The sequence below is a fragment of the Dactylosporangium sucinum genome (genome assembly GCF_014647515.1).
GTDB classification, from domain to species: Bacteria; Actinomycetota; Actinomycetes; order Mycobacteriales; family Micromonosporaceae; genus Dactylosporangium; species Dactylosporangium sucinum.
Map to the genome: position 1 here is coordinate 181,251 of NZ_BMPI01000011.1, position 21,014 is coordinate 202,264.

Annotated in this window: 23 protein-coding genes; 11 read left to right on the forward strand and 12 right to left on the reverse strand. The window is 75.4% G+C overall.

Going from position 1 to position 21,014, the window contains the following annotated elements; all coding sequences use genetic code 11:
- Nucleotides 1-68: 68 nt before the first annotated feature.
- Nucleotides 69-2,096 (reverse strand): Hsp70 family protein, encoded by a 2,028-nt coding sequence (locus IEZ31_RS13975; RefSeq protein WP_190250233.1) that lies wholly within the window; start codon nucleotides 2,094-2,096, stop codon nucleotides 69-71.
- A 200-nt stretch (nucleotides 2,097-2,296) separates the two neighbouring features.
- Here IEZ31_RS13975 and IEZ31_RS13980 point away from each other — a divergent pair, with 200 nt between their 5' ends.
- Nucleotides 2,297-2,458, forward strand: a complete 162-nt coding sequence (locus IEZ31_RS13980) for a hypothetical protein (RefSeq protein WP_190250234.1) — start codon at nucleotides 2,297-2,299, stop codon at nucleotides 2,456-2,458.
- Nucleotides 2,459-2,518: 60 nt separating this feature from the next.
- Here IEZ31_RS13980 and IEZ31_RS13985 read toward each other — a convergent pair whose 3' ends face one another.
- The gene (locus IEZ31_RS13985; RefSeq protein WP_229834949.1) at nucleotides 2,519-3,457 is read right to left on the reverse strand and encodes an MBL fold metallo-hydrolase; all 939 of its coding nucleotides are present in this window, start codon (nucleotides 3,455-3,457) and stop codon (nucleotides 2,519-2,521) included.
- Nucleotides 3,458-3,644: 187 nt separating this feature from the next.
- On the opposite strand from IEZ31_RS13985, the gene IEZ31_RS13990 reads away from it, so the two are divergent.
- Nucleotides 3,645-4,496, forward strand: coding sequence for an NAD-dependent epimerase/dehydratase family protein (locus IEZ31_RS13990; RefSeq protein WP_190250235.1), 852 nt, complete (start codon nucleotides 3,645-3,647; stop codon nucleotides 4,494-4,496).
- On the opposite strand, the gene IEZ31_RS13995 is transcribed toward IEZ31_RS13990, so the two are convergent.
- The gene (locus IEZ31_RS13995) at nucleotides 4,482-5,684 is read right to left on the reverse strand and encodes an MFS transporter (protein WP_190250236.1); all 1,203 of its coding nucleotides are present in this window, start codon (nucleotides 5,682-5,684) and stop codon (nucleotides 4,482-4,484) included. The two genes, IEZ31_RS13990 and IEZ31_RS13995, sit on opposite strands and share 15 nt — an antisense overlap.
- A gap of 9 nt (nucleotides 5,685-5,693) precedes the next feature.
- Nucleotides 5,694-6,401 carry a FadR/GntR family transcriptional regulator gene (locus IEZ31_RS14000; RefSeq protein WP_190250237.1) on the reverse strand — a complete coding sequence of 236 codons (708 nt, stop codon included), beginning with the start codon at nucleotides 6,399-6,401 and terminating at the stop codon, nucleotides 5,694-5,696.
- A 25-nt stretch (nucleotides 6,402-6,426) separates the two neighbouring features.
- Between IEZ31_RS14000 and IEZ31_RS14005 the strand changes: the two genes are divergently transcribed.
- Together IEZ31_RS14005 and IEZ31_RS58185 are read left to right on the forward strand one after the other, a co-directional pair.
- Nucleotides 6,427-7,296, forward strand: coding sequence for a hypothetical protein (locus IEZ31_RS14005; RefSeq protein ID WP_190250238.1), 870 nt, complete (start codon nucleotides 6,427-6,429; stop codon nucleotides 7,294-7,296).
- A gap of 48 nt (nucleotides 7,297-7,344) precedes the next feature.
- A complete protein-coding gene (locus IEZ31_RS58185) occupies nucleotides 7,345-7,467 on the forward strand; it encodes a hypothetical protein (protein ID WP_268241668.1) in 123 nt (40 codons plus the stop codon).
- On the opposite strand, the gene IEZ31_RS14010 is transcribed toward IEZ31_RS58185, so the two are convergent.
- Nucleotides 7,436-8,044 (reverse strand): DedA family protein, encoded by a 609-nt coding sequence (locus IEZ31_RS14010; protein ID WP_190250239.1) that lies wholly within the window; start codon nucleotides 8,042-8,044, stop codon nucleotides 7,436-7,438. The genes IEZ31_RS58185 and IEZ31_RS14010 overlap by 32 nt on opposite strands.
- A 38-nt stretch (nucleotides 8,045-8,082) precedes the next feature.
- Between IEZ31_RS14010 and IEZ31_RS14015 the strand changes: the two genes are divergently transcribed.
- Nucleotides 8,083-8,466: a DnaJ family domain-containing protein gene (locus IEZ31_RS14015; protein ID WP_190250240.1), complete on the forward strand. Its 384-nt coding sequence runs from the start codon at nucleotides 8,083-8,085 to the stop codon at nucleotides 8,464-8,466.
- On the opposite strand, the gene IEZ31_RS14020 is transcribed toward IEZ31_RS14015, so the two are convergent.
- Complete coding sequence (locus IEZ31_RS14020) at nucleotides 8,452-9,216, reverse strand: META domain-containing protein (protein ID WP_190250241.1); 765 nt, start codon at nucleotides 9,214-9,216, stop codon at nucleotides 8,452-8,454. The two genes, IEZ31_RS14015 and IEZ31_RS14020, sit on opposite strands and share 15 nt — an antisense overlap.
- Nucleotides 9,213-9,524 (reverse strand): DUF4287 domain-containing protein, encoded by a 312-nt coding sequence (locus IEZ31_RS14025; RefSeq protein WP_190250242.1) that lies wholly within the window; start codon nucleotides 9,522-9,524, stop codon nucleotides 9,213-9,215. The genes IEZ31_RS14020 and IEZ31_RS14025 overlap by 4 nt, the downstream gene beginning before the upstream one ends.
- 186 nt (nucleotides 9,525-9,710) lie before the next feature.
- On the opposite strand from IEZ31_RS14025, the gene IEZ31_RS14030 reads away from it, so the two are divergent.
- Entirely contained in the window at nucleotides 9,711-10,343 is a 633-nt protein-coding gene (locus IEZ31_RS14030; RefSeq protein WP_190250243.1) for an HNH endonuclease family protein, read from the forward strand.
- Nucleotides 10,344-10,421: 78 nt separating this feature from the next.
- On the forward strand, nucleotides 10,422-13,646 hold the full coding sequence (locus IEZ31_RS14035; RefSeq protein WP_190250244.1) for an ATP-binding protein: 3,225 nt from the start codon (nucleotides 10,422-10,424) through the stop codon (nucleotides 13,644-13,646).
- Here IEZ31_RS14035 and IEZ31_RS14040 read toward each other — a convergent pair.
- The 3 genes from IEZ31_RS14040 to IEZ31_RS14050 are packed head-to-tail and all read right to left on the reverse strand — an operon-like array spanning nucleotide 13,633 to nucleotide 15,230.
- Nucleotides 13,633-14,517, reverse strand: coding sequence for a hypothetical protein (locus IEZ31_RS14040; protein WP_190250245.1), 885 nt, complete (start codon nucleotides 14,515-14,517; stop codon nucleotides 13,633-13,635). The genes IEZ31_RS14035 and IEZ31_RS14040 overlap by 14 nt on opposite strands.
- 24 nt (nucleotides 14,518-14,541) lie before the next feature.
- Nucleotides 14,542-14,853: a hypothetical protein gene (locus IEZ31_RS14045; protein ID WP_190250246.1), complete on the reverse strand. Its 312-nt coding sequence runs from the start codon at nucleotides 14,851-14,853 to the stop codon at nucleotides 14,542-14,544.
- Nucleotides 14,850-15,230 (reverse strand): PPOX class F420-dependent oxidoreductase, encoded by a 381-nt coding sequence (locus IEZ31_RS14050; RefSeq protein ID WP_190250247.1) that lies wholly within the window; start codon nucleotides 15,228-15,230, stop codon nucleotides 14,850-14,852. The genes IEZ31_RS14045 and IEZ31_RS14050 overlap by 4 nt, the downstream gene beginning before the upstream one ends.
- Nucleotides 15,231-15,314: 84 nt before the next feature.
- Here IEZ31_RS14050 and IEZ31_RS14055 point away from each other — a divergent pair, with 84 nt between their 5' ends.
- Both IEZ31_RS14055 and IEZ31_RS14060 read left to right on the forward strand, forming a co-directional pair.
- Complete coding sequence (locus IEZ31_RS14055; protein ID WP_190250248.1) at nucleotides 15,315-15,866, forward strand: SigE family RNA polymerase sigma factor; 552 nt, start codon at nucleotides 15,315-15,317, stop codon at nucleotides 15,864-15,866.
- Nucleotides 15,863-17,146, forward strand: coding sequence for a sialidase family protein (locus tag IEZ31_RS14060; protein WP_190250249.1), 1,284 nt, complete (start codon nucleotides 15,863-15,865; stop codon nucleotides 17,144-17,146). Before IEZ31_RS14055 ends, IEZ31_RS14060 begins: the two co-directional genes overlap by 4 nt.
- A gap of 47 nt (nucleotides 17,147-17,193) precedes the next feature.
- On the opposite strand, the gene IEZ31_RS14065 is transcribed toward IEZ31_RS14060, so the two are convergent.
- Both IEZ31_RS14065 and IEZ31_RS14070 read right to left on the reverse strand, forming a co-directional pair.
- Nucleotides 17,194-18,282 carry a Gfo/Idh/MocA family protein gene (locus IEZ31_RS14065; protein ID WP_190250250.1) on the reverse strand — a complete coding sequence of 363 codons (1,089 nt, stop codon included), beginning with the start codon at nucleotides 18,280-18,282 and terminating at the stop codon, nucleotides 17,194-17,196.
- Complete coding sequence (locus tag IEZ31_RS14070; protein ID WP_229834951.1) at nucleotides 18,267-18,884, reverse strand: ThuA domain-containing protein; 618 nt, start codon at nucleotides 18,882-18,884, stop codon at nucleotides 18,267-18,269. The genes IEZ31_RS14065 and IEZ31_RS14070 overlap by 16 nt, the downstream gene beginning before the upstream one ends.
- 116 nt (nucleotides 18,885-19,000) lie before the next feature.
- On the opposite strand from IEZ31_RS14070, the gene IEZ31_RS14075 reads away from it, so the two are divergent.
- Complete coding sequence (locus tag IEZ31_RS14075) at nucleotides 19,001-19,522, forward strand: SigE family RNA polymerase sigma factor (protein WP_190250252.1); 522 nt, start codon at nucleotides 19,001-19,003, stop codon at nucleotides 19,520-19,522.
- Nucleotides 19,519-20,772 carry a sialidase family protein gene (locus IEZ31_RS14080; RefSeq protein ID WP_190250253.1) on the forward strand — a complete coding sequence of 418 codons (1,254 nt, stop codon included), beginning with the start codon at nucleotides 19,519-19,521 and terminating at the stop codon, nucleotides 20,770-20,772. Before IEZ31_RS14075 ends, IEZ31_RS14080 begins: the two co-directional genes overlap by 4 nt.
- Nucleotides 20,773-21,014 lie beyond the last annotated feature (242 nt).

A 21,014-nucleotide genomic window follows, 5' to 3' on the forward strand; every position in this document is an offset into this window, starting at 1 on the left:
CCGGGCTGCACCGGGCTCAGCCCTGGCTCATCCCTGGCTCGGCCGGGCTCGGCCGGGCTCGGCCGGGCTCAGCCGACGAAGTCGAACGCCCAGGGGTAGGCGTCGTCCCACGCCGTGGTCGCGATGTCGTGCTGGGTGGAGCCCTCGTACGACGACGGGCCCTCGCGGATCTCGATGACCACCCGGCCGCCGTCCGCGAGCGTGATCCGGCCGGCGTGGACCGCGGCGGTGCAGACCGAGGAGTCGGTGGTGTACGGGCCGGAGCCGTAGACCGTGATGATCGTGCCGTCCGCCGGGCAGTTGTAGGCGATCTTCTTGCCCGGGTGGTTCACGTACTCCTCGGCGTTGCTCGTCCAGTTGGTGTCGGCGTGCTCGACGTCGGCGGTGACCTGCGACGAACCGCCGTCACCGCCGCCGCCGTTGCCGCCGGTGTCGTCGTTGCCGAACAGGCGCAGGGCGCCGTAGATGCCGCCGCCCACGACCGCGAGCACCACGACCGCCACGACCACGAGCAGGGCGGGGTGCACGGTCCGCTTCCCGCCGCCGGGCTCGGCGGGCGCCGCGTGCGGGGGGCCGGCGGGCGGGACCGGCGGGGGACCGGCGGGCGGGGCGAACGGGGTGGCGAACGGGGTGGCGGGCGGCCGCGGCGGCGCGGGCGGCTGGTAGGTGCCGGGCGGCGGCGCCGGGTACGAGGTCACCGGGGCGGCCACGAAGCCGGGGGAGACGGGGGCGTTCGCCGGGCCGGGCGAGGCGGGGACGGCCGACATGGGATACGGCACGTCGGACACCGAGGCCGAGGCCCGCGCGGGCGGCGGCGGGACGGCCGCCGAGGCGCTCGCGGGGGACGGCGGGGCCGAGGCCGGCGAGACCGACGGCGCGGCTGACGCCGGCTGAGCGTAGGACGGCGGCGCCGAGGTGGGCGGGGCGTAGGACGGCGGCGCCGAGGTGGGTGCAGCGTAGGACGGCGGGGCGGACGACGGCGGCACCGGCACCGGCGGCGGGCCGGCCGGGGACGGGCCGGACAGCGTCGTGGCGCCCACCGCGCCCTGGGCGACGACCAGCTCCGGCTGCTCGACCACCGTCGGGGCGACGCCCAGCGCCTGGTGCAGCAGCGTCGCGACGAGCGGGATCCGGCTGCCGCCGCCCACCAGGAACACGCCCGCGACGTCGGCCGGGGCCAGGCCCGCGGTGGCGAGCGCGGCCCGGGAGGCGGTCACGGTGGCGGTCAGGATCGGGCGGGCGAGCTGCTCGAACTGGTCGCGGCCGAGCGGGACGTCGGTGTCGTACGCCGGAAGGTGGATCATCGTCGCCGCGGTGCGGGACAGCATCTCCTTCGCCGCGCGGACGTCGTCCCACAGCATCCGGCTGGCCCGCCGCTCGGTGCTGGTGGACGGGTGGACGAGCCGGTTCCAGGCGGCCGGGTCCTTGCCGGCGTGCGCGGCGCCGAGGTAACCGACGATCGCCGCGTCGATGTCGAGGCCGCCGCTGGTGCTGAGGCCTTCTGTCGCCAGTACCGTGAACGCCCCCGCGCCGTGGCGGACCACCGAGGCGTCGAAGGTGCCGGCGCCCAGGTCGTAGACGAGGAAGGCCGAGCCGGGCGGGGCCGCGTCGCCCACCATCGACCAGAAGACATGCGCGGCGGCGACCGGCTCCGGCACCAGCGTCACGGCGCCGAGCCCGGCCCGCTCGGCCGCGGCGAGCAGCACCCGGCGGCGGGTCTGCGCCCACGCGGCCGGGCAGGTGACGGTGACCGGGCCGAGCTGCCCGCCGGACACCCGCCGGGCCTCGCCGGCGACCCGGGCGAGCACGGCGGCGAACAGGTCGGCGGTCGGGATCTCCCGCTCGCCGAGCAGCACGGCGGGCTCGTCGATGCGCCGCTTGGGGTTGGGCTCGAAGCGCTCCGGGCTGATCCGCGCCGCGTGCACCGCGTCGCGCCCGACGAGCAGGCCGTTGCCGGGGTCGTCGTACACCGACGACGGCAGCGTCGGCGACCCGTCGAACAGCAGCGGGCGCACGTGCCCGTCCGGCCACGCCAGCATCGCCACGGTGTTCGAGGTACCGAAGTCGACCCCGAGCCGGTACCCTCGCACGTCCACGAGGCCAATATACGGATCGCTCCCCGGCCGCAGATCCGGCCGATCGGTTCTCGCGACCTGTACGGAGCGGTGAGTGAACCGTCGTGAATGACGGCTCAGTGTGCTGCGATCGTCAGTGCACCATGCATGGGTCGTCTTCACTACCTGTAGTTCAACGACTACCCTGAATGCGCACGGGCCGGAGGGAGGAAGGCAGCAGAATGGTCAAGAAGATCCTCAGATGGGGTGGCCTCGCGTTCCTGGTGTTCTTCGTTGCGTACCGTCCGCAGTCGGCGGCGAACATCGTCTCGTCGATCGGCGGCGGCCTGCTCGACATCGCCAACGGATTCGGGGAGTTCTTCGCCAGCGTGTTCAACAGCTGACCGCCGCGGGGCACCCCACCACGGTGACGGGCGTGGCGGCGGGGCGGCGGGTGCCGCCGCTCAGGCCGTGAGGTCGACCGTCTGGCCGCGGATCACCGGACGCACCGCGTCGGCCAGGCCGGACACCTCGGCCATCCGCAGGAAGGTCGACAGCGGCTCCTGGAAGACCGGGTAGTCGTCGTAGTGGATCGGCACGATGCGGCGCGGCTGGAGCAGGCGGGACAGGGCCACCCCGTCGCGGGCGTTCATCGTGACCAGCGCGCCGAGGATGCGGGTGCCGCCGAGGTGGAGCAGGGCCGCGTCGATGTCGCCGTAGCGCTCCGGGATCTCGCGCAGGACCCGCTGGCGGTAGCGCGTGTCGCCGCTGACGTACAGCCGCAGCCGCCGGCCGTCGGCGCGCTGCCAGTCGATGATGCTCCCCATCGTCACCGGCATGAGCAGGTGCACCCCGGGCGGGCCGTGCCGGGCCGGGACCGCGGTCACCCGCAGCGTCTCACCGGGGGCCGAGAACTCAGCGCTCTGCCAGTCGGTCAGGCCGACCGCCTCGCCGAAGCGCCACGTCCGCAGCCGCCGGGCGGCCGGCCGGGTGGTGAGCACGGGCAGGTCCCGCGGCAGGCCCCGGCGGGCGACCCGGTCGAAGTGGTCGCCGTGCAGGTGCGACAGCACGACCCCGTCGAGGGGCGGCAGCTCGTCGATCGACAGGGCCGGCTCGGTGCGCCGCTTGCTCCACAGCCCGTACCCCAGGTAGGCCCGCTGCCCCAGGTGCAGGAAGTTCGGGTCGGTGAGCAGCGTGAACGCGCCGAGGCGCAGCAGGACGGTCGCGGTGCCGACGAACGTGGCGGTCGCCTCGGCGGCCTCGCCGGCCGGGCGGGCCGCGCGGACCGTCCACGCGTGCTCAGCCACCGCGGGGGCGTCCTCCCGCAGCGACCGGGCGAGCGCCACCCCGGCCCCGGCCCCCGCCGCGGCGAGCGCCGCCGCTCCGAGCATCTTTCGATCCATGCGGTAGGTCATCGCCGTGCACTGCCCACGGCGGGGAGGGGTAACCACATTCGGCGAAGGCCGACGAGCGCCGCCCGGCGGGGACCCGGACCGGTGCCCCCGGTGCACAGTGCCGTGAATATTCCCGGCGGTCGTCGCGATCAGTATCACGAGACGCCACCCGGCCGGCCGCTCTAGCGTCGGGCGCATGCAGATCGTGTTGACCGGCGGGACCGGGTACATCGGTTCCGCGCTGGTGCGGCGGCTCGCCGCGACCGGGCATGACGTCACCGCCCTCGTGCGGACCGAGGAAGCGGCCGGGAAGGTGCGCAAGCACGGCGCCGACGCGGCCGTCGGCGACGCCTTCGACGTGGCGTGGACGGCCGAGCGGTTCGCCGCCGCCGACGCCGTCGTGCACCTCGCCGCGACCGGCGGCCCCGACACCGAGCGCCTCGACCGGGCCGTCGTCGCGGCGGCCACGCAGGCCCTCGGCGGGACCGGCAAGCCGTACGTCCACACCAGCGGTGTGTGGCTCTACGGCGACAACGCCGACATCGCCGAGAACTCCGAGCTGCGGCCGCCGGCGCTGACGCAATGGCGCCTGCCGGTCGAGGCGTCGGTGCTCGACGCCGACCTCACGGCGACGATCGTCACGCCCGGCATCGTCTACGGCCACGGCGGCGGCATCCCGGCCGGCGCGCTGCTGCCCGGCCGCGACGAGGCCGGCCGGATCCGCCTGGTCGGCGACGGCGGCCAGCACTGGACCACGATCCACGTCGACGACGCCGCCGCGCTGTACGCGCTCGTCGTCACCCGCGGCGAGGCGCTGGGCCGGCTCCTGGCGGTGTCCGGGGCCAGCCCGACCGTGCGCGAGATCGCCGAGGCGGCCGCCGGGCCCGAGGGCGTCGTCGCCGAGCCGGTGGAGGCGTCCCGCGAGCGGTTCGGCCCGCTGTTCGCCGACGCGCTGCTGCTCGACCAGCAGGCGTCCGGCGCGAAGGCCCGCTCGCTCGGCTGGGCTCCCGAGCGCCCCACGCTGCTCGAGGAGCTACGCGCGGCTTAGCTCATCCTGCCGCGGCCGGGTCCGCAGCGGCGACCCGGCCGCGACCGGCCACCACACGGCGAGCTGCGCGACCGCCAGCACGAGCGCGAACGGCATGAGGGTCCAGGCGCCGTACCCCTGGGTCACCGCACCGGCGAGCCAGGGCAGCGCGGCGCCGCCGACGACGGAGCCGGCGTTCATGACGCCGATCGCGGTCGGCGCCAGGCCCGGGCCGGCCAGCGGCGGGACGACGACCATCGCGGTCGGGAACACCGGGCCGAGGAAGAACCCGAGCAGGGCGAAGCCCGCCGCGAGCGGCACCGCCCCGGGCAGCACCCAGGTCAGCGCGGTGGCGACGGTGATGCCGGCGAGGCAGGTGTACATCAGGCCGGCCGCCGTCAGCCCGGCGCGCGTGGCCGCCGAGCCGAGCAGGAACCGGCCCAGGGTCAGGCCGAGCCAGTACAGGCTGACCGTCGCGCCGGCCGCCGTCTGCGTCACCGACCGCGCCTCGACCAGGTAGCTGAAGGCCCAGTTCCCGACGCCGATCTCCAGCCCGACGTACACCGTGAGCAGCAGCGAGCCGAGCAGCACGACCCGGCTGCGCAGGGCCGGCCCGAGCAGCCGCCGCCCGGCGTGCTCCTCGCTCACCGCGGCGGCGGGGTCGGCGGCCCGGCGCGGGAACAGCGCGGCGACGGCCAGGCCGAGCGGCACGGCCACCCCGGCGAGGGCCAGGAACACGATCGGCCACGTGGTGAACCGCAGCATCCAGGTGGCCAGCAGCGGCCCGAGCAGGGCGCCGGCGCCGAAGAACGCGTGCAGCCGGTTGAGCCGGCCGGTCGCCTCGGGCAGCGCGGCGACGTAGGCGTTGAGCACCGACTCCAGCAGGCCGGTGCCGAACCCGGCGAGCAGCTGGACCAGGACGAACGCGGCGAACGACGGGCGGGTCGCGATGTACAGCCCGCCGAGCACGTAGCTGGCGACGCCGAGCAGCAGCGCGGCCCGGCAGCCCCAGCGGTGCACGACCGGGCCGGTGACCGCGCCGGCCGCGACGAACCCGGCCGAGCCGGCGAAGAAGACCAGGCCGAACAGGGTGCGGTCGACGCCGTAGTCCTGCAGCTGCGGCAGCAGGACCACGCCGTTCACGCCGGCGCCGAGGCCCACGAGGATGAACAGGAAATACGAGAGGGCCACCGTGCCGCGTGCGATCACGCCGACACGCTACGGGGCGTCCCCGGAAATGTGAACGGTGTTCGAAAGGCGGGCGGCCCGGGCGATCCGGGTCAGGTGGGACGCCATCGCCGCCCGGGCCGCGGCCGGGTCGCCGGCCGCGACGGCGGCGACGATCGCCGCGTGGTCGGCCGCGGTGTGGTCCAGCACGCCGGGCCGCTGCGCGGTGCGGGCCCGGCTGGACCGGCCGAGCGTCGCCAGGGTCTGCAGCATCGCCGCCAGCAGCGCGTTGCCGGCCGTCTCGGCGAGCAGGGCGTGGAGGCGGACGTCGGCCACCAGGGGGTCGGCGTCGTCGAGCGCGGCCCGCAGCGCCGCGACCTGCTCGGGGCCGGCCCGCTCGGCGGCGAGGGCGGCGAGGGCCGGCTCCAGCACCAGCCGAGCCTCGAACAGCTCGTCGATGGTCCGCTCGTTGAGCGCCATCACGAACTGCAACGGCTCCAGCAGCGCGGCGGTGTCGAGGGAGGCGACGAACGTGCCGGCGCCGTGGCGGCTCTCCAGGATGTTCATGCTCACCAGCGAGCGGATCGTCTCGCGCAGCGTCGGGCGGCTGATCCCGAGCAGCTCGCTGAGCTCCCGCTCGGGCGGCAGGCGCTGGCCGGGCACGAGCCGGCCGTCGACGATCATCTCCTGGATGGCGCGGACGGCATCGGCCGCGGCGGAGGTGCGCCGCAGCTTCGCGAAATCCGCCCCGCCGGTCATGGGCTCACACTTTACGCTGGGCACCGTGCCGACCGTGGTGATGATCGACGGTGCCGTCGAGCGGCAGCTGCTGGCCCTCGAACCGCGCGCCTGCGACTTTCGGGTGTTCGACGTCGCGGATCCGGTGGCCGCGTGGGCGGTGCTGCCCGGGCTGCCGGTGGAGCGGCTGCTGCTGGCCGGGACGGCGGCCGGCCCCGCCCTGCTGCCGCTGCTGCGCTCGGCGCTCGGCTACGACCCGGCGGTACAGGAGCTGCTGGGTTTTCTCCGGCAGCGGTTCCTGCCGGACGGTGCGGTGCCGCCGGTGCCCGCCCGGGTGGCGCCCGCCGTGCGGTCCTTCGCGCTCGGGGCGCCCGGCGACCCGGTCGCGCCCGGGCTGTTCCCGGGCCGGGTCACCAAGCTGGCCCGGTTGGCCCTGGCCGCGCAGGGCGGGTATCCGGCGGAGGCGGTGCGGGCGGCGGCCGAGCACGCCTACGACGGCGGCCGCCCGTACCACGCCCACGACGCGCTCGCGTGCGCCCTGGTCCACCCCGGGGTCGACGGCGTGGCGCTGGCCGCCCGGCACGAGGGCTCCTCGCGCGGCTGGAAGTCCCGCCGCAAGACCGCGCGGGTCCTCGCCTGGGCCAGGCGGGAGTCGTACCTCCCGCCGCCGGTCACCTGCGAGTGCCGCCACGAGCGCTTCCGCCCGCCGCGGGAGCGGTGGGAGGCGTTCCGCCTGACCGGCGCCTGGTCGCGGGCCCGCCCCCTGCTGGAGCTCGTCGAGGAGCTCGCCTGGGGGCAGGCGGTGCACCGCTGCGTCCGATGTGGACGGTACTGGCGGGAGGACGTCCTCTCCTCGGGCCACGCCGACCTGTCGTACGGCTACCCCCTGGACGCGTGGACGCCGACGGCGCCGTGACCCTGCCGGGTGCCGCCGGCGGCTCGCCTCCTGAGCGACACTTGGTGGATGCGCTTCGGCAACGTCGACATCCGGCCGCTGGGCGGCGGGCTGGGCTGCCTGCTGATGATCCTGGTCTCGGTGGTCCTGTCCGTGCTGCTCACCCTCGGGGTGAACCTCCTGTTCCGCTAGGCCGGCGGCGCCGGCGGAGGTACCACCACAGGGCGATGCCGGCGACCACCGCCGCCGCGAGGGCGAAGCGGAGCTCGTCGTGGGTCAGCCAGTGGCGGATCCGGCCGAGGTTGCCGCCGGTCACGGCGCCGATGGTCACCCATACGGCCGTCCAGGCCACGCCGCCGATCGCGTCGCGGGTGACGTAGGCGCGCCAGGGCAGGGCGACGGCGCCGGCGATCAGGCCGTTGGTCTGGCGCAGCCCGTCGATGAACCGCGCGATGAACACCACGTTGAGCCCCCGCTCGGCGATGAACCGCTCGGCCCTGGCGAACCGGGCCTCGGTCAGGCCGACCCGGCGGCCCCAGCGCAGGATCGCCGGCCGGCCGGCCCGGCGGCCGATCAGGTACCCCAGGTTGTCGCCGGCCACCGCCGCGACCAGCGTCACCGCGACCACGAGCGGCAGGCTGAAGTGGCCCTCGCCGGCCAGGACGGCGGCGGCCACGATCGCGCTGACCGCCGGGGTCGGTATGCCGACGCCCTCCAGCAGGACCAGCACGAACAGGGCCGGATAGCCGTACCGCCGGAGTTGCTCCACACTCCGATCATCCTCCCCGCGGGTACCATGGGCTGACGATGACCAGCTGGTACGAGTCGCACATCGACAAGCTGATCCGCGAGGCGCAGGAGCAGGGTCAGTTCGACAACCTGCCCGGCGCCGGGAAGCCGCTGCCCGACCACGGTGAGCTCTACGACGAGGACTGGTGGCTGAAGTCCCTCGCCCACCGGGAGGACCTGGCCGGCGGCGTTCCCCCGACGCTGCGGCTGCGGCGCGAGGTCGAGGACTTCCCGTCGACGCTGCGCAAGTACCGCACCGAGGAGCGCGTGCGCTGCGCCGTCGCCGAGCTCAACGACCGGATCGAGCGCGCCAGGCGGGGGCTGATCGAGGGGCCGCCGACCGTGCTGCGCCCCCTCGACGTCGAGGCCGTGCTGCGCGACTGGCGCTCAGGCCGCGCGTAGGCGCAGTCCCGTCCCGCCGGGCGCGGTCAGGCTGAGGTGGTCGCCGTCGATCGTCCAGCGGACCTCGCCGCGCAGCACCTGCAGGACCGCCGACTCCAACGACGCCCGATCGTCGAGGCAGCCCATCGCGGTCGAGGCCAGGCCCGTGAAGGTGATCGTGGACCCCTTGGCGGTGTAGGAGCCGCCGAACTGGTTGCACCCGCCGTTCCCGCTCACCTTGCCGTCGGTGCCGAAGGTCAGCCACGCCTCCGCGCCGGCCGGCACCGAGCCGGCGACGTCGCCCTCGACCAGCGTGTCGACGACCCAGCGGACGCCGGTGAGCGGGCGGTTCGCCGCGGCGACCAGGTCGACCGTGGTGCCGTCGCCGTCGAGGGTGAGCCGGTCGCCGTCGAGGCGCCAGCCCGGCCCGCCCTCCAGGAACGCCGCCAGCCAGCGGTCCTGCTCGTGGCGGGCCGGGTCGCAGCCCATCTCGGTGGTCGCGAGGTCGTCGACGCGGAGTTGCCGCTGGTCGATGCGGGCCCGCCCGCTCAGCTGGTTGCAGCCGGCCCGGGCGATGAGCCGGCCGTCGGTGGTGAACCGCAGCTCGATGGTCGTCCCGTCGGCCAGGCGCTTCGGCGCGCCCTGCTCGGTGACGGCGGTCGCCGTGTAGGTGGTCCCCCACGGCGACCGCTGCGCGGTCTCGTCGCCTCGTGCCTGCGCGCAGCCGGTCAGGGCCAGGAGGGCCCCCGCGAGCGCGGCGATTCGTCTCATGCGGTCTTGGACGCGGCGGCTCCCGGCCGGGTTCCCTTGCCGTCGAGCCAGAGGGTGTCGCTCTCGTCCTGGTGCGCCCCGGTGCTCCCGACGTGCTTGGACGAGATCCTCGGCCCGTGCTTGATCACGTGCACGAGGGCCATCGCGTGCCCCCGCCCGAGCCCGTAGTCCTCCTTGAGCCACGCGATCACGTCACCGGCCTTGACGCCGGGCCCCTCGAACCCCTTCCCGGCCGCGTCGGCGAGCAGCTCCCGCGGGGTGCGCCCGGTCTTGGTCTCGATCGCGTCGAGGTACGCCTGGAACGACATGGTCTCTCCCTCGTCTCGGTGCCTTCACCCATGCGTCGAACGGGCCGGGCCGATTTCGACACGGAGCTGAGGAAGCGCGGTACCCAGAGTTCATCATCATGTGCGGTGCAGGACGCCGCCGGGATGTTCACGGCCGAACGATCGCGATAGACACTGACGGTCCTCGATGTTCATCAAGGAGCAGTGATGTCACGACCGTACCGCTGGATCGTCGCCTGCCTGGCGGCGGTGCTCGCCACCTTCACGTTCGCCGTCCCCGCCGGCGCGACCCCGCCCGGCATCCCGTCGAAGTCCACCGCCCAGAGCTACCTCAACGCCCTGACCGTGGCCACGCAGGGCTCCACGAGCGGCTACTCCCGGGACCTGTTCCCGCACTGGATCACGATCAGCGGCTCGTGCAACACGCGCGAGACCGTCCTCAAGCGTGACGGCTCCTCGGTCGTCACCGACAGTGCGTGCGCGGCGACGTCCGGCCGCTGGTACTCGCCCTACGACGGCGCGACCTGGACCGCCGCGTCCGACGTGGACATCGACCACGTGGTGCCCCTCGCCGAGGCGTGGCGCTCGGGCGCCAGCTCGTGGACGACGGCGAAGCGGCAGAGCTTCGCCAACGACCTGACCCGCCCGCAGCTCATCGCCGTCACCGACAACGTCAACCAGTCCAAGGGCGACCAGGACCCGTCGACCTGGCAGCCCCCGCTCGCGTCGTACCGCTGCACGTACGCGCGGATGTGGATCGCCGTCAAGTACTACTGGGGCCTGACGCTGCAGTCGTCCGAGAAGACCGCCCTGCAGTCGATGCTGAACACCTGCGCGTAGCGGGCACATTTGCGGCAAATCCGGTCGGACGGGCGTCGGCCAGGTGGGTCGGGTTGCCCGCCGACCGGATGAGTCGCGGTGGCCGTTCAGGTCCTCAACCGGCCGGGATCGCGGCCGGTAGGCTCTGGGTTCGGAGCGGGGGCAAAGGGGGACATCCTGCAGTTCCGGATCCTGGGCCCGCTCGAGGTCGAGAACGCCGACGGGCCGGTCGACACCGGCACGCCGAAGCAGCGTGCCGTCCTCGCCATGCTCGCGCTCCAGCCCGGGCGCACCGTCTCGGTGCAGCGGCTCATCGACGAGCTGTGGGCCGACGAGCCGCCCGAGCGGGCGATCGCCTCGCTGCAGGCCTACGTGTCGCGGCTGCGGCGCGCGCTCGAACCCGGGCGCAGCGCGCGCGACAAGTCCAACGTCCTGGTCAGCCGGGCGCCGGGGTACCAGCTCAACGTCCCCGCCGAGGCGGTCGACGCGGCCCGCTTCGCCGCCGCCGTCGAGGAGGCGCGGGAGGGCGGCGACCCCCACGCGGCGCTGCGGACCCTCGAGGCCGCGCTCAAGCTCTGGCGCAGCGACCCGCTGCCCGAGCTCGGCGACTCCCACTTCGCGCGGGCCGAGCGCGGGCGCCTGCACGAGCTGCGGCTCACCGCGGTCGAGGAGCGCTCCGAGGCGCTGCTCGCGCTCGGACGGGAGGCCGAGGTCGTGTACCTCAGCGAGGCCGAGCTGGCCGAGGCCCCCTACCGGGAGCGGGTGTGGGCGCAGCTCATGCTCGCGCTGTACCGGGGCGGGCGGCAGGCCGACGCCCTCGCCGCCTACGCGCGGGCCCGGGCCGGGCTGATCGACGAGCTCGGCATCGAGCCGGGCCCGGCGCTGCAGCAGCTGGAGCAGGACGTCCTCCGCCAGGCGCCGCACCTCACCGCGCAGGCGAAGGCGCCGGCCGTGACGGCGCCGGCACCGCAGCCGCAACCCCAGCAGGAGCCCGGCGAGCCCGACGACGGCGGGCTCGTCGGGCGCGACGCCGAGCTGCGCACCGTCGACCGGTTGCTCGCCGAGGCCGCCGGCGGGCGCGGGCGCCTGCTGCTCGTCTCCGGCAGCCCGGGCATCGGCAAGTCCGCCCTGCTGCGGGAGCTCACCGCGCGGGCGACCGGCCACGTCGGCACCGGCACCGGCGTCGACGGGGAGGCGCCGCCGGTGTTCCTGCCCTGGGCGCAGATCCTGCGCGGGATCGCCGAGTCCGGCGCGAAGGCGGAGCTGGCCGCGGCGTTCGCGCCGTACGGGAACCTGCCCGCGGTCCTGGACCCGACCCTGAGCGAGACGTTGCCGCTGCCGGCCGCCGAGCGCCTCGCCGACCCCGACCTCGCCCGTTCCCGGCTGTACCAGGGCATCGTCGACGGCCTGTGCCGGCTCGCGGCGGCCGGTTCCCGGCAGGCCCCGCTCGTGCTCGTCGTCGACGACGCGCACTGGCTCGACGCGCCGTCGACCGTGCTGCTGACGATGTTCGCCAAGGCGCTGCGGCGCAGCCGGGTGCTGCTCGCCGTCGGGTACCGCGAGGCCGAGCTGGCCCCCGACGCACCCCTCGCCGGCGCGCTCGGCGAGCTGCTGGCCGACGCCTCGGCGGTACGCCTGCCGCTGCACGGCCTCGACGCGCAGGGCGTGGCCACGCTCGCGCGCGCCGTCACCGGCGACGAGGTGCCGGCCGAGACCGTCGCCATGCTGGTCGACCGGACCGGCGGCAACCCGTTCTTCGTCGTCGAGCTGCTGCGGGTCCTCGTCGCCGAGCACACCCTGGAGCCCGAGCACGTGCCGGTGCGGGTCCAGGAGGTCGTCCGGCGCCGGCTCGCCAAGCTGCCCGGCCAGGTCAACGCCGTGGTCGCGGTCGCCTCGGTGCTCGGGCGCGACGTGTCGGTGCCGGTGCTGCGCGAGGTCGTGCAGATCGACGAGCTGGCGCTGTTCGACACCCTCGACACCGCCGTCGTGTCCGGCGTGCTCACCGCCACCGACGACCCGGGCCTGCTGCGCTTCTCCCACGACCTCGTGCGGCAGACGGCGTACCTCGACCAGGGGCCGCTGCGCCGCGCCCGCCTGCACGCGCGGGCCGCCCAGGCGCTGCGCGACACCGGCCTGGCCACCGCGGCCGACCTGGCCACCCACCTGCGGGCGGCGCTGCCGGTGCTGTCGCCGTACGACGTGGTGCCCGCGCTCGCCGACGCGGCCCGGGAGGCGTACGACCGGACCGCGCACGAGCAGGCCTCCGCGATGCTGGAGGAGGCGCTGGGCATGGTGCACCGGGCCCCGGCCAACGAGAAGCGCGACGCCGCCGAGCTCGACCTGCGGATCCGGCTCGCCTACATGCACCAGGCCACCGACGGCTACCTGGCGCCCGTGGTCACCGCGCAGTACGCCGCCATGGAACCGCTCCTGCTGCGACTGCGGGGGCGTCCCGTCCTCGACGTGCTGCCGGCGCTGTGGGGGTACGCCTCCTTCCAGACCGCCGCCGGGAACACCGCCCGCGGCGTCGAGGTGGCGCGCTCGGCGGCCGCCGGCGGCAGCACCGACCCGTGGGCCGCGCTCGTCGCCGAGGTCCACGAGGGCGCCGCCGCGGCCAGCGAGCTCGACCTGGTCCGGGCCAACAAGTGCTTCGACGCCGCGCTCGCCGCGCTGCCGGCCGGCGACCTGCCGGTGTTCCCGATCGTGAACTGGGACCCGGTGATCGGCGCGTTCGCCCCGGCCGCGATCGCGGCGAACCTGCTCGGCGACTTCGACGCCGCCGACCGGCACCTGCGCGCGGCCCGGGAGCGGGCGGCCCGGGTCGGCGATCCGTTCCTCGACATGTACGTCGCCAACTACGCGGCCGTCGTCGCCGCCGACCGCTACGACGCGGCGGCGACGCTGGAGGCGGCCCGGGCCACGCTCGCCACCGCCGAGCGGGGCGGCCACCGGGAGTACCAGAGCCTCGCCGGGATCGTCCTGGGCTGGGCCGAGGTCCGCTCCGGCGACCCGGCGGGCCTGGCGCGCATCGACGCCGCCCGGGAGCACCTCGGCGACACGATCCTGCGGTTCGGCCGGCTGCAGGCCCTGCACGCCGACGCCTGCCTGGCCCTCGGCCGCGCCGAGGAGGCCGCCGCCGTCGCCGGGGCCGCGCTGGAGCGGGGCCTGCCGGGGCAGAGCGGGTTCGCCGAGCCCGACCTGCGGCGGGTGCGGGCGCTCGCGCTCGGCGACCGGGCGCTCGCCGAGGAGGCGCTGCGCCGGGCCCGGGAGCTGCAGTACGCGGCGGCCGTCGCGCGGGCCGAGGCGGCGCTCACGTCCTGGTGACGGCGATCGGCAGCCCCTGCTGGATGTCGAGCAGCGCCCGCTCGCCGAGCGGGGCGGCCAGGTCGACGCTCAGCTCGCGCGGGTACCCCATCGCGGTGCACGCCTCGTCCCCCGCGTGCGGGTGGGTCACGATGATGACGATCACGGCGTTGCCGGACTCGACGACCTCGCCCGTGTAGTCCGCCCCGCACGGCTCGCTGGCCGGCCCGCGGCTGCCCACGAACGCGACGGTGAGCCGGGTCCCGGCCGGGTCGACGGTCGCCGAGCTGATCGGCAGGCCGCCGGGTGCGTGGTAGGGGTCCCACGACGGCGGCGTGACCGTGACGGCCGCCGAGGCGGCCACGGCGGGCCGGGTCACCCGCACGGCGGTGTCCCGCAGGGTGTACTCCCACGCCGGCACCGTCGCCGGCCCGCGCGTGGTGCCGATCGTCGCCGTGGCGAGCCGCGCGCCGGTGACGGTCAGCGGCTCGCAGCCGCCGCAGTCGTACCGGGTCATCGCCTGCAGCGCCTCCTGGGCCCCGACGAGCGGCACGTCGAGCGGGGCGCCGCCGTCCCAGGTGACCGTGCCGGTCGCCTGCGGCGGCGCGGGCAGCGGCCCGGCGGGCACGAGGAGCCCGGCGAGGAGCGCGGCCTTGTTCTGCTCCCGGCCGGCCTCCCAGTTCCCGAGCTGGCCGGTCAGGTCGCCGACCGGGACGAAGCGCTGCTGCCCTCCGGCGTCCTGGACCGCCCGGTCGTACCGCGCGAGGTGCTCCCGGGCCTGCTGCCGCAGCCGCTCGGGGTCGTCACCACCGGGCCCGCCGGCGCCGCCGGCGTTCCCGCACCCGGCCGTCGCGAGGAGCCCGATGATCCACAGCGCCCAGATCCGTCTCATGCCTCCTGAGACGCGCCGGGTCCCTCATCGGTTCCCGGCGATGGACCCGGCGACGAGCACCGCGAGCCCGGCGAGCAGCAGCCAGACGGCGGCGGTCGCCCGCCCGCCGTGCCGGCCGACGCGGCGGGCCTTGACGAACGCGGCGACGAGCGGCCCGGCCGCGACCGCGCACACCCCGAGCCGGAAGAGGTCCTCCCCGATCGGCGTCGTCGCGTCCCCGATGTCGAGCAGCGCGACGACGGGCGCGGGGATGAGGGCCAGGACGGCGATCACGACGAGGAGGGCGAGCGGCTGCCCGCCGGTCGCTTCGGGTTCGGGCCGGTCGGCTTCGCTCACAGGCTGACGGCGATGCCGATGGCCGGCGGCCGCCGCAGCCGCAGCAGGCGGGCGAGGGCGTTGCCGATCCGCGAGGTGAGATACCGCCGCTCGAGCAGCCGCCGCGCGTGCTGCGTCCCGGCGTCGTCGAGCAGCCGCGCGGTCCCCTCGGCGGTCGGCGCCCCGGGCGCGATCCGCCCCCGGACGTTGCACGCGGTGACCGTCACGCGCGGGTCGTTGCGGATCCGCTTGACCTTCCAGGCGTCGGCGTTGGAGATGATGAACAGCTCCCCCTGGTCGGGCGCCTGCCACACGGGCGTGGCGACGGGCGTCCCGTCCTTGCGATAGGTGGTGAGGCTGACATACTTGGAGCGCCCGAGCTCCTCGACGGCCGTCATGCGGCAAGGGTAGCCCGACCGGGTCCAGAACATCGGGCAACCGAATGCTCCGGTGGCGCGCACCTTCAGGTGAAGGGGGGCGCCATGGCAGGCATCGACGACGCCAGCGTCGCAGAGTTCGAGGAGTACTTCGCGGCGCGCCGTGACGCCGTTCGCCGCGCTGCGTACCTGTTGTGCGGCGACTGGTACTGGGCCGACGACCTCACCCAGATCGCGTTCGTCCGGCTGGCCGCCGGTTGGCATCGGGTACGGGACCGGGCGGCGCTGGACGCGTTCGTCCGCACCTGCCTCGTTCGTGCGTACCTGAGCGAAGCGCGGCGCGTGTGGCGACGCCGCGAACGCAGCCAGGCCGAGCTGCCCGACCTGGGCACGCCCGACGACAACGCGGAGACCGCCACGCGCCGGGTCGTGTTCGCCGCGGCGCTGCGCCGGCTTCCCCCGCGCCAGCGGGCGGTCGTCGTCTGCCGCTTCTACCAGGGCCTCGAGGTCGCCTCGACCGCTGAAGCGCTCGGCTGCTCGGCCGGAACGGTCAAGAGCCAGACCGCGAAGGCCCTGGCCCGGCTGCGGACGTTGCTGGACGACCCACTCCCCGAGCCCGGGATCCAACCGCTCATCGCGCTGGAGGGAACACCGTGACCGACCTGTCGGAACTGTTGGAGGATCTCGCCCAGGCCCCCGCCCCGCCGAGCCGGTTGCGTCCCCGGGACCTCTACACGCGGGGCCGGCGACGCCACCGCCGGTTGACCGCCGCCACGCTGACCGCCGCCGGCGCGGCCATGATCATGCTGACGGCCGGAGTGGTGTTCGCCACCCTCGACGGCGGCGCCGGCCCGCGGCCGCCCGAACCACCGGCCGAGCAGCCCGTCCAGTGGCGCACCGGCTCGGTGTTCGCGGCCGCCGCCAGCGACGCCGGCCACCTGTACGCGGTCGTGCTCGACTGCCCGGACAGCTTGACGGAGCCGGCCTGGCTCGACTGCAACCAGGACCTCGTCCGGTCCGATGATGCCGGCCGGACCTGGCAGGTGCGCAGCCGTGGCCTCGGCAGCTTCGAGTCGACCGACCTGACCCCGCTGACCGACGACATCCTGGTGGTGCGGGCCCAGAAGGTGGCTTCGCCGGGCATACTGCCGCAGTCCGGCGTGTACGTCAGCATCGACGGCGGGCGGACCTGGAAGGCGGTCGAGCGGCAGAGCACCCCGACGCCGTCGGTACCCGCCGACGGGTGGCTCGAACCGAGCTACCTGCAGGCGGGCGTCGGGGTCGACGTCGGGGTCGGCGACCCCCGGCTCGGCCGGTCGGCACCACTGGCCAACCCCCCGGCGCTCGCCTACCGCAGCTCGTTGCGGACCGCGACGGGCGGCCTGTGGATCAGCGGCGAGGACCCCGCGACCCGTCTTCCGGCCGTGGCCGTCAGCGACGATGCCGGGCGGACCTGGTCGACCCGGGTGCTCACCGACGTTGCGGCCCCCGGGGACTCGAGCTACTCCACGCGGCTGGCGAGCCTCGACGGTCGCACGGGGTACGCCGTCTCGATGACCGGCATGGGCCTCGACGGCGGAGGGCGGGCCTGGGTCCACCGCACCACCGACGGCGGCCACAGCTGGCAGCGCGTGGACCCCGGCGGCACGGCGCCCTGGTCCTACGGCGGCGGCAGCTCGTTCGTCACGCCCGACGGCGCGCACGTGATCGCCGATCTGGGCCGCGACGGCAAGGTCACGTTCCGGATCAGCCGGGACGGCGGCGCCCACTACACGCCGGTGACCCTCGACGGCCTGCCGGCAGAGGGTATCTACGGCGCCGGCACGCCGGTGCAGGCGCTCCCCGGCGGCGGCTACCTCGCCTACGCCCCCGGCGACGCGGTCTACGTCTCCACCGACGGCCTGCACTGGCGGCGCATCGTGCCGGACGTGCCCTGACCGGGCCGATCGCCCTGCGCACACCGGGCCCGCCCGGGCGGCACGGCCTACGCGTCCTGCGGGTCGGCCGCCAGCGGGACCGGTGGGGGAACCGCGCACGTGCTGGTCACGGTCGTCGCCGTGCCCGTCGCGGCGGCGGCCAGCAGGGACTCCATCACGTCCAGGACGTGGTAGGCCAGGTCCGCCGAGGCTCGTGGCTGCGTGCCCTCGCGCAGCGAGCGGGCCAGGTCCGCGACGCCGTAGCCGCGGGCCGCGTCGCGGTAGCCGGCCAGCTCCGGGAGCACCGCCCACTCCTGGGCGGCGCCCGTGAAGCGGTGGACGTCGCCCGCGAAGCCGTTCGGGTCGGGGACGTTCAGGGTGCCCTCGGTGCCGTAGACCTCGATGCGGGGCAGCTGGCCCGTCCAGGCGTCGAAGCTCATCATCAGCGTCGTCAGGGCGCCCGACGCGTGCTCCAGGACGCCCGTCACGTGCGTCGCCACGTCGACCGGGAACTCCAGGCCGTCCAGGGTCGTGCGGGTCGGGCGGGGCGTCGAGGCCATGCCGGTCACCCGGCGGACCGGGCCCAGCAGGTGGACCAGCGCGGTCAGGTAGTAGGGGCCCATGTCGTACAGCGGGCCGCCGCCGGGCTCGTAGTAGAACTGCGGCGACGGGTGCCAGCGTTCGTGGCCCGGGGTGACCATGAACGCCGTGGCCGCCACCGGGGTGCCGATGTCGCCGGCCGACAGCGCGGCCCGGGCCGTCTGCAGGCCGGTGCCGAGGACCGTGTCCGGGGCGCAGGCGACGGTGCGCCGTGCCGACGCGGCGGCCTCCAGCACCTGTCGTGCCTCGCCGGTACCGGTGGCGAGCGGCTTCTCGCCGTAGACGTGCTTGCCGGCGGCGAGGGCCGCGAGGGCCACCTCCGCGTGGGCGCGGGGCACGGTGAGGTTCAGCACCACCTCGACGTCGGGGGACGCCAGCAGCTCGTCGGGCCGCACCGGCAGCGCGCCCGCAACGTCCGCGGCCAAGGCGGCGGCGCGGGCGAGGTCCAGGTCGGCCACCCGGGTCAGGCGGACGCCGGGCAGCCGGGCCAGGGTCTGGGCGTAGGCGGCGCTGATCTTGCCGGCGCCGACGATGCCGACGGTCAGCGGCTCGCCCATGCCAGGCCCCTCCGGATGATCTCGTCGTGCTCGGGGACCTCGAGGTCCTTGAGCTCATGGCCGACCGTCGTCACGAACACGCGGCCGGCGCCCCAGCCGGTCGTCCACACGACCGGCATCGCGACCCCGTCGACGTCCGTCACCGCGTGGACCTCGATCGACGGGTCGACGTGCACCCGGTACTGCTCGGTGTGCACCGTGAACGGGGGCAGGCCGGCGACGACGGGGTGGCCGGTGGTGGGGCGCACCTCGTACGTGACGAAGTCGGGCGGGTGGTGCACGAACTGGCCGCCGGTGATGCGCTGGTAGTCGGGGGCGGCGCGGAAGGCGTCGATCATGCCGCCGTGCCAGCCCGCGAACCCGGTGCCGGCGTGGACGGCCGCCGACAGGCCGGCCAGTTGCCCGGCGGTGATCGTGCCCATCGTCCAGCACTGCACGACGAGCGCGGCCCGGCCCATGAGGCCGGCGTCCTCGTACACGTCGAGCGACTCGGACGTGACCACCTCGGTGCCCTGGGCGCGCAGCCAGGCGACATAGCGGTCGGTGGCCTCGACGGGACAGTGCCCCTCCCAGCCTCCGCGAACGACGACGGCGAGATCCATGCCGATGATCATAGATCGGGACCGCGGTTCCCGGCGGTACCGGCCGGGTCATGGTGGCGGGTGTCGCGTGCAACCGAATCCGGGGCCGGCGCGCACCTAGGGAGTGAGGAGGTGCGATGCCCGGCGGTGAGAGTGAAGACCAGCGCCAGTTCCGTGAGTACTTCGTCGCGCGGCAACAGGCGGTGCGGCGGACCGCGTACGTGTTGTGCGGGGACTGGCACTGGGCCGATGACCTGACCCAGACCGCGTTCATGCGGCTGGCCGTCGCGTGGCGGACGGTGCGGGACCGGGAGGCGCTCGACGCGTTCGTGCGGACCTGCCTGGTGCGCGCGTACCTGGCCGACGTCCGGCGGGTCTGGCGGCGGCGGGAGCGGTCGGTGGCCGAGCCGCCCGAGCACGCGCACGGCGACGACCCGACGAGCAGGGTGGCGTTCACGGCGGCGTTGCGGCGGCTGCCGGCCCGGCAGCGGGCCGTGCTCGTCTGCCGGTTCTACCACGACCTCGACGTCGGGGCGACCGCCGCCACCCTCGGCTGCTCGGCCGGGACGGTGAAGAGCCAGACCGCCCGCGGCCTGGCGAAACTGCGCGAGCTGATCGGTGCCGACGACGCGATGACGACAGCGGGTGAGGGGCGATGACCGGACTGCGGACGAGGTTCGAGGAGCTGGCCGACACCGCCGCGCCGCCGACGCGGCTCAGCGCCGACGCGGTGTACGTCAAGGCCTGGCGGCGCCATCGGCGGCGGCGCGCGGTCGCCGCCGCGGTCGTCGTGGCGGTCGTCGCCGGGCTGGGGCTCGCCGCGCTGCGGTCGGAGCCGGACGTGGTGCCGCCGCCACCGACGCAGGAGGGCAGCGGGCCGGTGCTGTCGGCGGCCGCCACGGACGCCGGGCACCTGTACGCCGGCGTGCGCGGCTGCGACGGCTGCCCGGCGAAGCTGCTCGGCTCCGACGACGGCGGCCGCACCTGGACGGTGCGCCAGGAGGACTTCGGCGACGGCCAGGTCGACGCCCCCGCCCCCGGCGTCCTGCTGCGGACCACGGAGACCATGGGCGACGAGACCGGGCAGAGCGGCCCCAAGGTCATCCGGCACAACCATGTCAGCCTCGACGGCGGCCGCACCTGGCGGGAGCTGGTCCTCGTCGCGGAGGAGGTTCCCGCGGTACCGCCGCAAGGATGGCTGCAGTGTGCGCCCTACCGGCTGAACGAGCGCTGCCGCCTGGTCGCCGTCGACCCGGTGGCCGGGCGGATGGCGCCCCTGGCCAGCCAGCCGGACCTCGTGGTGGGCGCCGTGTCCGACCAGCCGGCCTCGCCCGGGATGTGGGTCACCGGCACGGTGCCCGGCATCGGGGGCCACCCGGCCGTCGCCTTCACCCCGGACCGGGGACGCACGTGGCGGGTGCACGCCTTCGACCAGCCGCAGGTGGTGCACCTCGCGGTGGCGTCGTCCGACGGCCGCACGGGGTACGCCATCCTCTCCACCCGCGCGGACGACACCGACCCGGCGGCGACCGCGTCCGCCGGGCTCGCCGCCCGGGTCCTGCTGACCACCGACGGCGGCGCGACCTGGCGGCCGGTGGACCCCGGTCACTCGCTGCCGATCGGCGGGGGCTACTACATCAGCGAGGACACGTACGTCGCCGCCGACGGCACCCACGTGGTGCTCATCCGCGACGACCGGGGGCCCCGCTGGTACGTGAGCTCCGACCAGGGCCAGCACTACCGCGCCGAGCGGCCGGACGGCCTGCCCGAGCGCCCCGTGGTGACCGGCCTGCGCGCCCCGGTGCAGTCCGCCGTGCCGGGCGTGTACCTGATGTTCGACGCCGACGCGGTGTACCGCTCGGCGGACGGCCGTCGCTGGACCCGTCTCCCGGTCCCGGCCGAGCGCTGACGCCCGGCCCGGTCGCGGACGTCCCGGAACGTCCGCGACCGGGTTGACTGGCTCGGGGTGACGCCCGTCGTCAACGGCACGAGCGGCGCGGGCGGGACACGCCGGCCGTTCGGCCGGTAGTTGGGGATAAAAGGTGCAAAAGGTGCATACGATCGCACCGGCGTCGCACGGGGCGGCACCTCTTCGGCAACAGGAGCGAGGCGTCGTGCTTCGGGGTGGACTCAGGGGAGCGCGGGCGGTGT

What these genes read in the sequence shown, in the direction of transcription:
- IEZ31_RS13980 (WP_190250234.1), top strand. Translation starts at nt 2,297, where the DNA reads ATGGTCAAGAAGATCCTCAGATGGGGTGGCCTCGCGTTCCTGGTGTTC.
- IEZ31_RS13985 (WP_229834949.1), bottom strand. Translation starts at nt 3,457, where the DNA reads ATGGATCGAAAGATGCTCGGAGCGGCGGCGCTCGCCGCGGCGGGGGCC.
- IEZ31_RS13990 (WP_190250235.1), top strand. Translation starts at nt 3,645, where the DNA reads ATGCAGATCGTGTTGACCGGCGGGACCGGGTACATCGGTTCCGCGCTG.
- IEZ31_RS14000 (WP_190250237.1), bottom strand. Translation starts at nt 6,401, where the DNA reads ATGACCGGCGGGGCGGATTTCGCGAAGCTGCGGCGCACCTCCGCCGCG.
- IEZ31_RS58185 (WP_268241668.1), top strand. Translation starts at nt 7,345, where the DNA reads ATGCGCTTCGGCAACGTCGACATCCGGCCGCTGGGCGGCGGGCTGGGC.
- IEZ31_RS14015 (WP_190250240.1), top strand. Translation starts at nt 8,083, where the DNA reads ATGACCAGCTGGTACGAGTCGCACATCGACAAGCTGATCCGCGAGGCG.
- IEZ31_RS14020 (WP_190250241.1), bottom strand. Translation starts at nt 9,216, where the DNA reads ATGAGACGAATCGCCGCGCTCGCGGGGGCCCTCCTGGCCCTGACCGGC.
- IEZ31_RS14025 (WP_190250242.1), bottom strand. Translation starts at nt 9,524, where the DNA reads ATGTCGTTCCAGGCGTACCTCGACGCGATCGAGACCAAGACCGGGCGC.
- IEZ31_RS14030 (WP_190250243.1), top strand. Translation starts at nt 9,711, where the DNA reads ATGTCACGACCGTACCGCTGGATCGTCGCCTGCCTGGCGGCGGTGCTC.
- IEZ31_RS14040 (WP_190250245.1), bottom strand. Translation starts at nt 14,517, where the DNA reads ATGAGACGGATCTGGGCGCTGTGGATCATCGGGCTCCTCGCGACGGCC.
- IEZ31_RS14050 (WP_190250247.1), bottom strand. Translation starts at nt 15,230, where the DNA reads ATGACGGCCGTCGAGGAGCTCGGGCGCTCCAAGTATGTCAGCCTCACC.
- IEZ31_RS14055 (WP_190250248.1), top strand. Translation starts at nt 15,315, where the DNA reads ATGGCAGGCATCGACGACGCCAGCGTCGCAGAGTTCGAGGAGTACTTC.
- IEZ31_RS14065 (WP_190250250.1), bottom strand. Translation starts at nt 18,282, where the DNA reads ATGGGCGAGCCGCTGACCGTCGGCATCGTCGGCGCCGGCAAGATCAGC.
- IEZ31_RS14070 (WP_229834951.1), bottom strand. Translation starts at nt 18,884, where the DNA reads ATGGATCTCGCCGTCGTCGTTCGCGGAGGCTGGGAGGGGCACTGTCCC.
- IEZ31_RS14075 (WP_190250252.1), top strand. Translation starts at nt 19,001, where the DNA reads ATGCCCGGCGGTGAGAGTGAAGACCAGCGCCAGTTCCGTGAGTACTTC.
- IEZ31_RS14080 (WP_190250253.1), top strand. Translation starts at nt 19,519, where the DNA reads ATGACCGGACTGCGGACGAGGTTCGAGGAGCTGGCCGACACCGCCGCG.